The sequence below is a fragment of the Streptomyces sp. R33 genome, assembly GCF_041200175.1.
Lineage (GTDB): Bacteria > Actinomycetota > Actinomycetes > Streptomycetales > Streptomycetaceae > Streptomyces > Streptomyces katrae_B.
The window spans coordinates 2,075,084-2,089,768 of record NZ_CP165727.1 but is presented as its reverse complement, the minus strand read 5'-3'; the positions used below and the strand labels follow the sequence as shown (position 1 = coordinate 2,089,768).

Sequence of the window (14,685 nt, the reverse complement as noted above, 5' to 3'; positions counted from 1 at the left end):
GGCCAAGCTGGAGGCATGAGCGACGACCGGCCCGGCCGGCGCAGTACGGAACTGCGGCTGGCCCTCGCGATGCGCGGCGGGGTCAGTTGCGCCGTATGGACGGGCGGGGCCTGTTGCGAGACGGCGGCGCTCCGGGCGGCGGCCGGGCGGCAGCCCGCCCCGGAATCGGGCGTCTACGCAGGGCTGCTGGACTCGTGCGGATACGAGGACGTCGACATCGACGTCCTCGTCGGAACCGGCGCAGGGGGGATCAACGGCGTCCTGCTGGCCTGCCACCTCGTGTACGGAATGCCCTTCGGCCGGGGCGTACGGGACCTGTGGCTGCGCCTGGGCGACCTCGAAGGACTGCTGCGCCGCTCCACCCCCTTCCACGTGCCGGCCTCGCTGATGCGGGGCGACGAGGTCCTCTACAAGGAGCTGCGCGGTGCGCTGGGCCGGCTCGTCGACGAGGCCCCGCAGGACCGGCGGCCGCCCGCCTCGCTGAGGCTCGTCCTGACGGCCACCCGGCTGCGGCCGCGCCGCGACCTGCTCCGGCCCGCCCTCGGACGGCCGCTTCCGGTCGGGCGCTCCCAGGCCTGGTTCCGCTTCCGGCACCGCGGCGCCCTGACGGACTTCCCCGACGACGTCACGGGCGCGGCCCGGGAGACGGCGCTGGACCGGCTGGCGTACGCGGCGCGGACCTCCGCCTCGTTCCCGGGCGCCTTCGAACCGGGCCGGGTGTACGTCGGGAACGGCGCCCAGCCCTTCGAGGACCCGCCCCGGGTGGACATGCGCGGTGTCAGCAGCGAGAGCGGCCACCCCGACGAGGACCTGAACGGCTGCGCCGAACTCGTGGACGGCGGGCTGCTGGAGAACATGCCCCTCGCCTGGGCCGTACGGGCGGTCGCCGGGGCCCCGGCGGCCCGCAAGGCCGACCGCCGGCTGCTGTTCCTCCGGCCGGTGCCCCCGTTCCCGCCGCCTCCCGGACCGGCCGGCGGCCGGGGCTTCACCCGGCTGGTGCGGACGGCCGCGAAGTCCCTGGCCGTGAAGGCCGGCTCGGAGTCCCTGCGCGAGGACGCCCTCGCACTGCGGGCCGCCGAGGCCGAGGCCGAGCAGCAGCGGGCCGTCCTCGCCGTTCTGCCCCCGACCCTCACCGAGCTGTACCACGCGGCGATGGCCCGGCTGGACCCGTACGCCCGCGCGGCCGGCCGGGCGGAGGCGCAGCGCCTGATCCGGCTGCTGGCGGACCCGGCGGAGGTGACCGGCCCGGACGAGCTGCCGCTGCCCGTGGGCCCGGGGCCGCTGGAGGCGCTGGACGGCAGCGCCGCGGAGGGCCCGGCGGCTCTCTTCGCCCGGCTGCGCCGGGCGTCGGACGGCCTGGCGGTGGCGCCCGGCACGCTGCCCGGCCCGGGGTACTCGCCGCTGGCCCTCGCGCGTACCGTACGGCTGCTCACGGACTGGCTGACGGCCTACGAGTCCGGTGCCGGCCCGGTGTACGCAGAGCTGGTCGAGGCGTACCGGACACAGCTCTTCGCCTGCCGCTCCGCCGTCGCCGCCCTGACCGCCGCCCGGGACCGGCTGCTGCTCGGCCGCTACCGGGCCGCCCTGTCCCCGGGGCTGATGCCCAGCGATCCCGCCGCCGCGTACGGCGAGGCGACCCGCCTGCTGGGCGCCCTCATGCCACCCGTGCCCCCGCCCGGGGCCGCGCCCGCACACTGGGAGACCTGGACGGCGAACCTGGCGACGGCGGTCTGCGCCGGCTCCCTGCCCGAGGTCCCCGCGACCGGTCCTGCGGCGGTCCCCGAGGGCTTCGGACACCTGTGGGAGCGCCTGGCGGACCTGGGCCAGGAGATCGGCCTGGACCTGAGCCCCGACGTCGACGGCTACGAGGCGCTCCACGCCGCCGCCCGCGGCGCCGGCCCGCCGATGGCCGAGGCGCTGGCGTACGCCGAAGTGCTGCTCGGCCCGCTGCGCCCCGACCCGCTCGCCGGGGGCGCCGACATCGGCTTCCACACCGTCTCGGCGGCCGAGCCCAGCTGGGCCACGCGCACGGTACTGCCGCAGGTGGCCCCGGACTGCCCGCAGGACCTCGTCGGTGCCAAGCCCAGCGGCAATCGGCCGAACGACCTCGCCACGCTCCTCAGCGCCCGCCGGCGGATGAGCGACTGGACCTGGGGCCGCCTCGACGGGGCCGCCGCCCTCGTGTCGGTCGTCGCCACCGACGAGCGCCTCCACGACGCCTTCGGGGACCCCGCGGACCTCACGGCCCTCGGCGAGGAGATCGCCGGGGAGATGGCACTCGGCCCGCCTTTCACGGAGCTCTGGGCGCAGGACGTCACCGCCCGGCCGGACGTGGCCCCCTGGGACCGGGTACGGGACGTGCTCACCGCGGTCCGCCAGCACGAGGTCCTCGACGAGGAACTGCCGCTCCTCGCCGAGCTGCACCGCAAGGGCTTCCGGGGCGGCAACCGGCCCCCGGACTCCCCGCCGAACCCGCCGGGCCTGCCCACACGGGCCGCGTTCGACGCAGCCCTGGCGTCCTTGCGCGAGATCGGCGCCGAGGACGCGGGCCGGCTGCTCCGGGCACGGGATCCGCGGCGGGCGGTCCTGCGCACCGGGCTCGTCGCCTGGCAGGCCCTCCAGCCCACGGGCCGGGCCGGGGCCCGCCTGGTGCAGGGCATCCTCGGCGTGCTGAAACCGCTGGTCTGCCTCCCGGTGCTGGTCGGGGTGCTCGCACCCGTACCGGCCCTGGGCGCGGCCGTGCTGCTGTGGACGGGCGTCGCCTTCTCCACGGGCCACTGGTCCTCGCTCCCGGGCCACGTCCCGGTCTGTCTGTACGCCATGGTCGCCCTGGCGGCACTCGTCCGGCAGCGCATCCGGCCCGCCCCGCTGCGCGTCCCCGCCCTCCTGGTCGCGCTGGCGGGACCGCCCGTCGCCCTGTGGCAGCTACGCGGCCTGCACACCCCGGACGTGGGCGACGGCGCCCGCACCCTGATCGTCGGGGCCGCGTTCGCCCTCGCCGCCGCGGCCGTGCTGTACGTCGGCACGGACCGGTGGGCGTTGCTGCCCGGGGCCGCCGCCGTCGCGGGAGTGATCGCCGGCCTCGTCCAGTTCGGCCGCCCCGGCCTCGGCGGCTGGTGGGCCGCCCTCATCCTCTGCGCCGTCCTGTCCTGGGTCACCTTCGTCCTTCCGTGGCTGTACCCGCGGCCGCCCCTGGCCGGATCCGGGTCCGCGGGCCTGCACACCGGCCGACGCAGCGCCCCGCGCCGATCGCTCGGATAGGGTGAATCGGTAGGAATCAGGCCCCCCGGGGTGAGGTCGGTGCGGTGGACACATACCAGTCGACGAGCGAGGTCCCGGATCAGCCGGCCGCGGCTGTCGGGTACGCCGGTGTGCTCCGGGAGCTGCTGCCGATCGCCCTGTGGCGGGAGGACGCCGACGGACTCATCGTCGAATGGTCGCTCGCCGCCCAGGACCTGCTCGGCCACCGCCCCGAGGACATCCTCGGCCTCCCCGGCACCTCCGTCCTCGTCCCCGAGACCAACCACGACCTCGCCGACGACCTGACCCGGCGCGTCCAGGCGGGTGAGACCGTGGTCGGCACCCTCCCCGTGCGCCACCGCGACGGACACCGCGTCACGATGGAGATGTGGATCGTCCCCGCCATCGACCCGCAGGGCCGTACGGGGGCCATGCTGATCGCCGTGGAGACCTCCGAGGTCCTGCGCATGCGGGACTCGCTCGCCGCCCTCCAGAGCCTGTTCACCCAGTCGCCCATCGGCCTCGCCACCCTCGGCCCCGACCTGCGCTTCCTGCGCGTCAACGACGCACTGGCCCGGATGAACGGCGTCTCCGCCGCCGATCACCTCGGCAAACGGCTCACCGAGGTCGTGCCCGGCGTCAACGCCGTCGCGCTCGAGGCGACGATGCAGCAGGTCATGGACCGGGGCACCGCCGTCGTCGACGTCCGCCGCACCGGCCGCACCCCGGCCGACCCCGAGCACGACCACACCTGGTCCTGTTCCTACGCGCCGCTCCTCGACGGCTCCGGACGCCCGCTCGGCGTGATCGCCTCCCTCATCGACATCACCGACAGCCAGCAGGCCCAGGTCGACGCCGAGCGGGCCCGCCGCCGCTTCGCCCTCCTCGCCGAGGCCGGCACCCGCATCGGCACCACCCTCGACCTGGACCAGACCGCCCGGGAGGTCGTGCAGGTCCTCGTACCCCAGCTGGCCGACTCGGCCGACGTACAGCTGCTGGAGGCCGTCCTCGCGCCCGACGACGCCGCGGCCACCCACCAGGGCATGCTGCGCCGCATCGCGGTCGAGTTCCCCGACCCGGACGCCCCCACCGCCCGGCTGGCGCCCGGCCAGACCTTCCAGATCCCCTCGGAGTCCGTCTACGAGCAGGTCATCGCCGAGGGGCGGCCCATGAACCTGTACTTGTCCGACGTGCACGCGCTGCTCCCCGACCCGCGCGCCACGGAACTGCGCGACTACCTCGCCACCCTCGGCTCCGCCCGGCTGATCCCGCTCGTCGCCCGCGGCACCGTGCTCGGCGCGGTCACCGTGACACGGGTGCGCGGCCGCGAGCCCTTCGACGAGCAGGACTGCGTACTCCTCGACGAGGTGGTCGCCCGCGCGGCGCTCAACATCGACAACGCCCGGATGTACACCAACCAGCGGCGGGCCGCCCTGACCCTCCAGCGCAGCCTGAGCAACAGCGCCCTGCCCGAGGTCACCGGCCTCGAACTCACCGGCCGCTACCTGCCGGCCAGCGACCACGACGTCGGCGGCGACTGGTTCGACGTCATCCAGCTGCCCGGCGGCCGCACCGGCCTGGTCATCGGGGACGTCATGGGCCACGGGATCCACGCCGCCGCCGTCATGGGGCAGCTGCGCACGGCCGTACGCACCCTCGCCCGCCACGACGTCTCCCCGACCCGGCTGCTGCGCTCGCTCGACGCCGCGGTCGCCGACCTCGGCGAGGACGAGATGGCGACCTGTGTCTACGCCGTCCACGACCCGGCCACCGGCGGCTGCACCATCGCCCGCGCCGGACACCCGCCGCCCGCCGTGGCCACGGCCGCCGGGGAGGTCACCTTCCTCGACGGCCCTCCCGGCACCCCGCTGGGCACGGGCGGGCAGGAGTTCCGCACCGAGGAGGTCGCCCTGCCGCCCGGGAGCCTGCTCGTCCTGTACACCGACGGGCTCATCGAGGCCCGCGACCGCGACCTCGACCAGGGCATGGCCCAGCTGGGATGGGCGCTGCGCGACGCCGGGCAGCCGCTGGACCGCCTGTGCGACGGGATCCTGGCACGCCTGCTGCAGGGGGCCCCGCAGGACGACGTGGCGGTCCTGCTCGCCCGTACGGCGGCCTCCCGGCCCCGCTGACCGGCCGCCGTACCCGGCCGGAGCCGGAGCCGGAGCGCCCGCGCCCGGGTCACCAGGCCAGGTCCTCCAGCGACTCCAGGTCCATCACCGGCGCCGCGGGATCCGGACCGCCGGTCAGCGGAAGCTCGGCCCAGATGACCTTGCCGCGCTCGGTGTACCGGGTGCCCCAGCGCTCGGCGTACTGCGCGACCAGGAACAGGCCGCGGCCGCCCTCGTCGGTGGTGGCCGCGTACCGCAGGTGCGGGGAGGTGCTGCTGCCGTCGGAAACCTCGCAGATGAGGTTGCGGTCGCGCAGCAGCCGCACCCGGATGGGCGGGGTCCCGTACCGGATGGCGTTGGTGATGAGCTCGCTGAGGATCAGCTCGGCCGTGAACGCGATGTCTCCCAGCCCCCAGGCGGCGAGCTGCGCCGAGCCCGCATTGCGCACCCGGGAGACCGCAGCCGGGTCGGCGGGAACCTCCCACTCCGCGATCCGGTCCGCCTCCAGCCGCCGGGTGTCGGCGATCAGCAGGGCGATGTCGTCGCTCGGGGACGGGAACAGCAGCGCGGCCAGCACGTCCGCGCAGACCTGCTCGGGGCTGCGGCCGGGCTGGGCGAGCGTCCGGGCCAGCAGGTCGAGGCCCGTGTCGAAATCCCGGTCGCGGTCCTCCAGGAGGCCGTCCGTGAACAGCACGAGCCGGCTCGACTCCGGCAGCAGCAGCTCGGTGGCCTCGAAGGGCATGCCGCCCACTCCGAGCGGCAGCCCGGCGGGCAGCTCCGGGAACTCCACGCCCCCGTCGGGCCGGACCAGGGCCGGTCCGGGGTGCCCCGCGCTCGCCATCGTGCAGAGCCCCGAGACCGGGTCGTAGACCGCGTACAGGCAGGTGGCGCCCGTGACGCCGGCCGGCTCGCCCGCCCCGTCCCCGGCGGCCCCGGCGGCCCCGGACTCGTTCTGGTCGATCCGGTGGATCAGCTCGTCCAGGTGCCCCAGCAGCTCGTCGGGCGGCATGTCCAGGGTGGAGAAGTTGTGCACGGCGGTCCGCAGCCGGCCCATCGTGGCCGCCGCGTGCACCCCGTGCCCGACGACGTCCCCGACGATCAGTGCCACGCGGGCGCCGGCGAGCGGGATCACGTCGAACCAGTCCCCGCCCACCCCCGCTTTTGCGGGCAGGTACCGGAAGGCCACCTCCACCGCGCTCTGGTCCGGCAGCACCCGGGGCAGCAGGCTCCGCTGGAGGGCCACGGCCGTCGCGTGCTCCCGGGTGAAGCGGCGGGCGTTGTCGATGGAGACGGCCGCCCGCGCCCCCAGCTCCTCCGCGAACGAAAGGTCCTCGTCGTCGAAGGGCTCCGGGGTGTCGGCGGCCCGCCAGAAGTTCGCCATGCCGAGGACCACGCCGCGGGCCTGGAGCGGCACCGAGATCAGCGAGTGCAGCCCGTATCCCAGCGCCTGGCGGGTTCCGGCCTCGTCCTGCGCCCGCCAGCCCATCGCCGCGTTCAGATCGGCCGCGAGGACCGCGTGCCCGGCGTCCAGGGCCGCCGCCATCGGAGCCGTGGGCACCTCGAAGCGGATGACGTCGCCGACCGGCTGCAGGGGCTGGTCCGTGCGGACCCCGCTCATCGCCGCCCTGCGCATCTGCGAGTACATGCCGGTGGCCGGTGAGGGCTCCTCGCCCTTCAGCACCGGCTCCAGCAGTTCCACGGTGACGAAGTCGGCGAACCGGGGGACGGCCACCTCCGACAGCTCCTCGGCGGTCCGCACCACGTCCAGCGTGGTCCCGATCCGCACCCCCGCGTCGTAGAGCAGCTGGAGCCGCTCCCGGGCCACTTCGGCGCGGCCGGAGAGCGAGGCGAGCTCGGTGGTGTCGCGCAGGGTCATGACGCTGCCGGACGGGTGCCCTCCGTACGGCTTGGTCGGGCGGACGTTGACGGCGAGGAGCCGGTCGCCCGCCAGGTGCACCTCGTCCGTCGCGACCCGCCCCGACACCAGCAGCGAGGTGGTGCGCGGGTCGAGGCCCAGCTCCCCCACATGGCGCCGCTCGGCGTCGGGCGGCAGGTTCAGCAGCCGCCGGGCCTCGTCGTTGGCGAGCAGCAGCCGCTGGTCGGCGCCGATGATCAGGACGCCTTCGCGCACCGCGTGCAGGACCGCCTCGTGGTGTTCGTTCATCCGGGCCATCTCGAGCTCGCCCAGGCCGCGGGTCTGGCGCCGCAGCCGCCGGCTGACCAGGGCCGCGCCGCCCGTGCCGAGCAGCAGGGCGCCCACCGCCGCGCCGAGCAGCAGCGGCAGCTGGCCCTCGACCACATCGGTGACGTTGGCGACCTCGATGCCGGTGCCGACCAGGCCGACGACCGCCCCGCTCGCATCCCGTACGGGGACCACGGCGCGGACCGCGTCGCTCGGCGAACCCTTGAACATCTCGGTGAAGGAACGCCCGCCGACGGCCCGCGAGAGGTCACCGGTGGCCCGTTTGCCGATCAGCTCAGGCCGGGAGTCGGTGTAGCGGACCCCGTCGGGTGTCATCACGGCGATGAAGTCGACGCCCGCGGCCCGCCGGGCGGAATCCGCCAGGGGCTGCAGCTCGGCCGTCGGGTCCGCGCTCTTCAGGGCCTCGGGAAGGCCCGGGGCGTGCGCGAAGGCCTCCGCGGCCGCGAGGGAGCGGTGGCGCGCATCGCGCTCGGTGTCGTACCGCTCTTGGAACACGAGGGCCAGTGAGGCGGCGGCGATCAGCAGCACCACGATGACCGCCTGGAGCGCGAAGACCTGACCGGCGACGCTGCGGGCCCCCAGGGAGAGGCGCGGCGGCAGGCCCGGGTCGCGCCCGGTCGGCTGCCGGGGCGGGGATCCCCTGGGTCGACCCAAACGTCCGGTCATGAGCCATTTCTAACACTGTCACCGGGATTTGGGCGGTGCTGCTGCTGTGGCGGTCGCCGCACTGCGGTACGCACGGGGGCTGAGGCCCACGTACGAGGTGAAGTGCTGGCGGAACGTGACCTCGCTGGCGAAGCCCGCGCGCCGGGCCACTTCCGCAACCGGATGGTCCGTGCGCTCCAGGAGCTTGCGGGCCTCGTCCAGGCGGTGGCCGAGGAGCCAGCGGTGCGGGGTGGTGCCCGTGGCGGCGACGAAATGCCGGGCGAAGGACCGCGGCGACATCCCCGCCCAGCCCGCCAGCGTGGCCACGGACAGCGGCTCGCACAGATGGCGCAGGGCCCGCTCCCGTACGGCCGCCAGGGCCTCGGCGGTCCGGTCCGCCGCCGGGGTGGGCCGGTCCAGGTACTGGGCGTGGCCGCCGGTGCGGAACGGGCCCGTCACCATGGACCGGGCGATGGCGGCGGCGGCCTCCGCGCCGTGGGCCTCCCGTACGAGGTGCAGGCAGAGGTCGATCCCGGAGGCCACCCCCGCGGAGGTCCACAGCCCGCCGTCCTCCACGTACAGCGGGGCATCCTCGACCAGCACGGAGGGATGGCGCGCGGCGAGCTGCGGAGCCAGCCACCAGTGGGTCACGGCCCGGCGGCCCGCCAGCAGGCCCGCCTCCGCCAGGATGAACGCCCCGGCGCACAGTGCGGCGACCGGCACGCCCCGGGCGTGCGCGTCCCGCAGGGCGGCGAGGAGCGGCTCGGGCGTCGGGGCGGCGGGATCGTCCAGCGCCGGGACGACGACGAGATCGGCCTCGGCGAGCCAGTCGAGCCGCCGGTCCGGGGCCAGGGTGAGCCCGCCGGGCAGCGTGATCGGCCCGGTGTCCACTGCACACCGGCGCAGCTCGAAGCGGGGCACGCCGAGATGGCTGCGGTCGGGGCCCCAGACCTCGGTGATGACGGCGAGGTCGAAGCTGCGGATCCCGGGCTGGACGACGACGGCGACACGATGCATGCTGCCATTCTGGCAGGATCCCATCGGTTCGGGTCCCGGTTGCCGCTGTCGGCGCGACGGCGGGCCGAAGACCATGGAGCCATGACGAAGAACGAGACCGCACTCGCCCCGAACGCCGCCCTCCTGGTCATCGACGTACAGAAGGGCTTCGACGACGCCTCCTTCTGGGGCCCGCGCAACAACCCGGCCGCCGAGGCCAACATCGCCCGCCTGATGGACGCCTGGCAGGAATCCGGCCGCCCGGTGGTGCTCGTCCAGCACGCCTCGCGGTCGGCCGGCTCGGTCCTGGCCGCCGACCGGCCCGGCCACGCCTTCAAGGACTTCGTGGCCGACCGGGCGGGCCGGGCGTCCCTGCTGGTCACCAAGACCGTGAACACCTCCTTCTACGGCACCCCGGACCTGGCAGCGTGGCTCACCGCCCAGGGCATCGGCCAGCTCGTGGTCTCCGGGATCCAGACCAACATGTGCGTCGAGACCACCGCGCGGATGGCCGGGAACCTGGGCTACGACGTGCTCGTCCCGCTGGACGCCACCCACACCTTCGACCTCGAGGGCCCGGACGGGCTCCGGCTGACGGCCGAGGAGCTGGCGACCGCCACCGCCGTCAACCTCCAGGGCGGCGGCTTCGCCCGCGTGGTGACCACCGCTCAGCTGCTCGCCGCCTCCGGGGCGCCGGCCCAGGTCACGGCGTAGTACCGCAGCCGCTCGTCCTCGGCGACGAGCCGCATCCCGGCCGCGGCCATGACCCGGTGCGAGGCGGCGTTCTCCCGGTCGGCATCGCCCGCCGCCCCGGCGGCCCCGTGGGCGCGGGCATGCTCCAGCAGCGTCCGCAGGGCCTCGGCGGCGTAGCCGCGACCGCGGGCGCCCGGGACCAGCCCGTACCCGACGGTCACCACTCCGGCCGCGTCGGCGGGGCCGTGGAACCCGGCGCCGCCGATGACCAGCCCGTCGCCACGCCGCCGGATCTCGTACGCACCGAACGGCGCGGGATCCCCGCTCTCCGCCAGCACCCGCAGATACCGCCGGGCCCCGGCCCGGTCCCCGTCACCGGGATACCCCTGCGCCCACCGGCACCCACGCTCCGGCACCCCGGCCAACACCCCCAGGGCCCGTGCCGCATCCAGAGCCACCAGCACGAGCCGCTCACTCACCAGCTGATCCATTCCCCACGGATTACCACCCCGGCCACTCGCCCCGCACGCGGGTTTCCGGGTCCGGGGCGGAGCCCCGGCAGCGGCGCCGCACCGGCATCCCCGCACGGCACCCCCGCACCGGCGCAGGCCGGAAACGCCGAGGCCCGGCGCCCCCACTCGGGGGCCGCCGGGCCTCGCGTGGCCGACCGCAGGTCAGAGGACCTCGGCGGCAATATTGGCCGCGACCCGCTCCAGCAGCGGACCCGCGTTCGGGATGGACTTGGCCGGGTCGGGCTCCAGGTCCGTCAGCGCGTACGCCTTGCGGATGCCGGCCGCCTCCAGGGCCTCCTGGCCCAGCAGCAGCCGCCCGCACACCGCCACGACCGGCTTCCCCGCCGCCCGGGCCGCCGCCGCGACACCGGCCGGGGCCTTGCCGTGCAGGGTCTGCTCGTCCAGCGAGCCCTCACCGGTGATCACCAGCGTCGCCCGCTCCAGCGCCGGAGCGAACCCCAGCACCTCCAGCATCAGCTCGATACCGGGCCGGAACGACGCGCCGATCAGCAGCGCCCCGTACCCGATGCCGCCCGCACCACCCGCACCCGGGGCGGCGGCCAGCCGGCCGGCCTTCTCGCCGATCGACTTCTCCAGCACCACCGCGAAGTGCGCCAGCGCAGCGTCCAGCGTCGCCACGTCCTGCGGCGACGCCCCCTTCTGCGGGCCGTAGACCGCGGGAGCGCCCTTCGGTCCCGTCAGCGGGTTGTCCACGTCGCTCGCCAGGACGAGGTCGACCTCCGCGAAGCGCGGGTCGATCCCGGACAGGTCGGCGGACGCCAGATCCGCGAGCGCGCCGCCGCCCGGACCGACCGGTTCACCGTTCGCGTCCAGGAACACCGCACCCAGTGCGGCCAGCATCCCCGCACCGCCGTCGGTGGTGGCGCTGCCGCCCACACCGAACACGATCGAGCGCGCCCCCGCGTCCAGCGCGGCCTTCAGCAGCTCGCCCGAGCCGTACGTGGTCGCCGTCAGCGGGGCGAACACACCCGCCGGCAGCAGCTGCAGCCCGGAGGCCTCCGCCATCTCGACCACGGCGGTGCCGTCGCGCAGCGCGAAAGCGGCCGTGACCTGCTCGCCGAGCGGCCCGGTGACCCGTACCTCCCGGCGCTCGAACCCGGCCGCCACGGCGGCCGCGACCGTGCCGTCGCCGCCGTCCGCGACGGGGAGGGTCTCGATCTCCACGCCCGGTACGGCCTTGCGGAGGCCCGCCGTCACCCGCTCCGCGACCTGAACGGCCGTGAGCGAGCCCTTGAATTTGTCCGCGGCGATGAGCACGCGCGCGGTCTCAGTTACTGCTCCGTCCGTCACCTTGCTAATCCCTTGCTATCGAACAGTGCAGTCGCGCCCCCATGAGCGTATCCGGAGGATCCTCCTATGCCCATGGGTGGCCTGGGTCACGCCCGGCACGCCATGCCCCTAAATACGGATATACGCCTGCATAGTGTGGCCGCATCGGCGCGGATTCACTGGAAGACGCCCCTCCGGAAGGTCCGGACCGCGGACCGGACCGCGCCGTCGTCACCATCGGGGTGATCGCCGTGCCGCCCGTCGTCGCCTGGGCAGCGCTGGGCCAAGGACTCCTTCGACACGGCTCCGAGCACCGCGCCGGCCTGGGTGCCGGCGGACCTCGCCGGGCTGTTCGTGCCCGCCGCCGACGATTCCGAGCCCGAGTTCACGAACCTCGCGTCCGCGAGCGGCATCGCCGGCCTCGCCCTCGCCTACGCCGCCTTCCGCAAGCGCAGCGGGACGCGGTGAAGGCCATGGTCGGCGACGCCGTCACCGAACGGGGCCCGTCCCGCCACCCCGCCTCCGCCGCATCGCCGACTCCGGAGGCGTGATCCGGGGTGGGCGGCGGCCCGGGTCACGGCAGCCGGTAGACGGCGGTCGTGCCGTTGTCGAACACCTGCCGGGCCAGCTCGCGCAGACGCGGTGACTCGTAGCCCGTCGGCCGGTGGACCACCACGTAGCGGACGTGGTACCGGTCGTGCAGCGTGCGGAGCTTCGCCTCCGTGGGGCGGTAGACGGCGTCCTCGTTGAGGGCGAACAGCTCCTGGTCCCAGAACGGGCCGTCGTAGGCCGTCCCGCCCCTGGTCAGTGCGACGGCACGCGGCGCGTACGCCCAGCCCTCGATCAGCACCGAACGTTCCGAGTAGCCGCTGAGCCACTGGGACCGCTTGTTGTCGCAGGCGGACCCGTTCGCGTAGTTGTCGAACTCCCAGCAGTGGCTGTTGGTGACCAGCACGTCCGAGGGGTCGCTGTGCGCGCGGATCCAGCGCGCCGCCTCGACCTGTGTGCGGGGCAGCACCCAGGAGCCCACCCAGGCGACCTCCCTGGACTGCAGGACATCATGGGCGAGACCGGGAGCGCCCGCAGCGAGGGCTGCGGTCAGCAGGACGATGCCGCCCCGGCCGCGCAGCGCGGGCCGGGCTCTGCCGACGAGCCACCACAGGGCGCCGCAGACCAGCGCGATCAGAGCCAGTGCGGCGGCCGCACCGAGGGCGGCGAGCAACAGGGAGTACGACGTGGTGGCGCCGCTGTCACCGCAGAGGCGCTGGACGTATCCCGCCCAGGCGTCCGAGTAGCGGTAGATCGCGACGGTGAGCAGGGCGATGAAGGCCGACGTGCCGACAGCGAGCGCGACCTTGGCGCGGGGGGACAGCGCGGCCCGCTCGAACGACTCGCAGTAGCCCCAGGCGGAGAGCATGACGCCGAAGGGCAGGGCGGCGATGGTGAAGTAGCTGGAGTTGTAGCCGTTGACGGTGAGATACGCAGCCGGCCCGGCGACCGCGGCACCCAACAGGAACCATTGCACCGGTTCCAGCCCGAACTTGCGGCGCCGGAGCAGCGGGATCATGCCCAGCAGCTTCACGTGGTGGTTCAGCACGAAGGCGCCGAGGGTGGCCGCGACGACGAGCGCCTGGAACGCCATCGGGCGGGCGTGGTCCGGGTCGGCCCAGTAGCTCTGGACATTGCCGAACGGATCGATCTCGAGGCCGTAGCTCTCGAAGTTGAAGATGACCGCCGTGGCGAAGACCTGGGCACCGGCGAGAATCGCGCCCAGTCCGACCACGGTCCACGGGATGCGGCGGGTGCCGATCAGCATCGTGAGTCCGGCGACGGTGAGTCCGGCGAGGGTGACGGGCAGCGTGCTCGCCTTGGACGCGCTGGACGCGAGGGCGAACAGTGCGGTCAGGATGAACACTCCCGGACCGAACAGCGGGGCCGAGCCGCGGGCTCTCGCGTCGGCTCCGTCTTGGCCGTTCTCGTTCCGACGCAGTGCGTCGCCGACGACCCCCAGCAGCGCGATCAGGAGCGGCTGGCTGTACGCCAGGGAGATGCTCGACCAGAACATCAGCCGCACCGCCGGAGCCCCGAAGGTCCACGTGTTCACGTTGTTCGGGTACATCGCCGTGAACTCGCCGACAGCGAAGACCAGGACCGCGGCCAGCGGGCCGGCCCAGGCGCGGCCCGTGAGGCGCCGGGCAACCACGGCGGTGATCACCATGGAGAGCGCGGCCAGCGCGGGAACCACGAGCCGTGACTCGACCACCGGCAGGTCGATGTGTCCGACCATGTCGGTCATCGCCATGTGGGCGAACGAGAACCAGTGGTAGTACAGCGGTTCGCCGGCGGCCTGCGGCACGGTCAGCGGGGCGTGCTGCTTCGCGTTCGCGGCGAGCGACAGCATGTACGGCATGTCGCCGAAGATCCGGGTGGTCTCGCCGGTCGGCAGGACCGGGAACCGCGACAGGAACACCTGGTGGAAGTACGCACTGCTGAGCATGACGGCCCCGGCGACCGACCAGGACCAGCCGAGGGAGGCGGTCCGGTAGCCGCGCGGCCGCCAGTGCCGCCGCAGCCGCGGTACCGCCGCGAAGGGGATCACCACGGCGAGCGGCCAGGCGACGGCGATCGACTGGGCTCCGAGGGTGACGAGGAGAAACCACGCGACGAGTTCCAGGACCAGGCCGGTAACGGCTCCGTACGCGAGGTCCTCGAGCAGACTGAACGGCCGCCGGCGCAGCGCCCGGAACACGAGGGTGCCGGGGAGCAGCACGCCCCAGAGCGCGTAGCCGGTGTAGCGCGCGACATCGCCGACCGAGGTGTCGGCGATCAGCAGGAGCACGACCAGGAACAGATAGGCGGCCGTTCCCGGCAGGAACCGCCAGAACGCGTGTACGGCCGCCCGATCGCCCCCGTCCGGTGGGGTGGATCCGCCGGGCTGCCGCCCCGAGAAGGCGAGCCGCTCGGGTGCAGCGCTGTCGGTTGTTCCCATGCCGTT

The 14,685-nt window shown here is 74.6% G+C and carries 9 protein-coding genes; 4 read left to right on the top strand and 5 right to left on the bottom strand.

Annotated elements, in window-relative coordinates; genetic code table 11:
• Nucleotides 1-15 precede the first annotated feature (15 nt).
• Together AB5J51_RS09910 and AB5J51_RS09905 are read left to right on the top strand one after the other, a co-directional pair.
• Nucleotides 16-3,261, top strand: a complete 3,246-nt coding sequence (locus tag AB5J51_RS09910) for a patatin-like phospholipase family protein (RefSeq protein WP_369777459.1) — start codon at nucleotides 16-18, stop codon at nucleotides 3,259-3,261.
• Between the two features lie 44 nt (nucleotides 3,262-3,305).
• The gene (locus AB5J51_RS09905) at nucleotides 3,306-5,372 is read left to right on the top strand and encodes a SpoIIE family protein phosphatase (protein ID WP_369777458.1); all 2,067 of its coding nucleotides are present in this window, start codon (nucleotides 3,306-3,308) and stop codon (nucleotides 5,370-5,372) included.
• A 49-nt stretch (nucleotides 5,373-5,421) separates the two neighbouring features.
• Here AB5J51_RS09905 and AB5J51_RS09900 read toward each other — a convergent pair whose 3' ends face one another.
• Together AB5J51_RS09900 and AB5J51_RS09895 are read right to left on the bottom strand one after the other, a co-directional pair.
• Nucleotides 5,422-8,220, bottom strand: coding sequence for a SpoIIE family protein phosphatase (locus AB5J51_RS09900; protein WP_136224430.1), 2,799 nt, complete (start codon nucleotides 8,218-8,220; stop codon nucleotides 5,422-5,424).
• Nucleotides 8,221-8,238: 18 nt separating this feature from the next.
• Nucleotides 8,239-9,216: a GlxA family transcriptional regulator gene (locus AB5J51_RS09895; protein ID WP_240805312.1), complete on the bottom strand. Its 978-nt coding sequence runs from the start codon at nucleotides 9,214-9,216 to the stop codon at nucleotides 8,239-8,241.
• An 81-nt stretch (nucleotides 9,217-9,297) separates the two neighbouring features.
• On the opposite strand from AB5J51_RS09895, the gene AB5J51_RS09890 reads away from it, so the two are divergent.
• Complete coding sequence (locus tag AB5J51_RS09890; protein WP_369777457.1) at nucleotides 9,298-9,909, top strand: cysteine hydrolase family protein; 612 nt, start codon at nucleotides 9,298-9,300, stop codon at nucleotides 9,907-9,909.
• Here the strand turns inward: AB5J51_RS09890 and AB5J51_RS09885 are convergent.
• Together AB5J51_RS09885 and AB5J51_RS09880 are read right to left on the bottom strand one after the other, a co-directional pair.
• Complete coding sequence (locus AB5J51_RS09885; protein ID WP_346766466.1) at nucleotides 9,864-10,367, bottom strand: GNAT family N-acetyltransferase; 504 nt, start codon at nucleotides 10,365-10,367, stop codon at nucleotides 9,864-9,866. The two genes, AB5J51_RS09890 and AB5J51_RS09885, sit on opposite strands and share 46 nt — an antisense overlap.
• A 195-nt stretch (nucleotides 10,368-10,562) precedes the next feature.
• Complete coding sequence (locus AB5J51_RS09880; RefSeq protein WP_369777456.1) at nucleotides 10,563-11,711, bottom strand: glycerate kinase; 1,149 nt, start codon at nucleotides 11,709-11,711, stop codon at nucleotides 10,563-10,565.
• Nucleotides 11,712-12,017: 306 nt separating this feature from the next.
• Between AB5J51_RS09880 and AB5J51_RS09875 the strand changes: the two genes are divergently transcribed.
• The gene (locus AB5J51_RS09875; RefSeq protein WP_168724237.1) at nucleotides 12,018-12,158 is read left to right on the top strand and encodes a hypothetical protein; all 141 of its coding nucleotides are present in this window, start codon (nucleotides 12,018-12,020) and stop codon (nucleotides 12,156-12,158) included.
• Nucleotides 12,159-12,264: 106 nt separating this feature from the next.
• On the opposite strand, the gene AB5J51_RS09870 is transcribed toward AB5J51_RS09875, so the two are convergent.
• Nucleotides 12,265-14,679, bottom strand: coding sequence for a hypothetical protein (locus AB5J51_RS09870; protein WP_369777455.1), 2,415 nt, complete (start codon nucleotides 14,677-14,679; stop codon nucleotides 12,265-12,267).
• Nucleotides 14,680-14,685: the final 6 nt, after the last annotated feature.

Coding starts and splice junctions, on each gene's coding strand:
- AB5J51_RS09900 (WP_136224430.1), bottom strand. CDS start 8,220: ATGACCGGACGTTTGGGTCGACCCAGGGGATCCCCGCCCCGGCAGCCG.
- AB5J51_RS09890 (WP_369777457.1), top strand. CDS start 9,298: ATGACGAAGAACGAGACCGCACTCGCCCCGAACGCCGCCCTCCTGGTC.
- AB5J51_RS09870 (WP_369777455.1), bottom strand. CDS start 14,679: ATGGGAACAACCGACAGCGCTGCACCCGAGCGGCTCGCCTTCTCGGGG.
- AB5J51_RS09895 (WP_240805312.1), bottom strand. CDS start 9,216: ATGCATCGTGTCGCCGTCGTCGTCCAGCCCGGGATCCGCAGCTTCGAC.
- AB5J51_RS09910 (WP_369777459.1), top strand. CDS start 16: ATGAGCGACGACCGGCCCGGCCGGCGCAGTACGGAACTGCGGCTGGCC.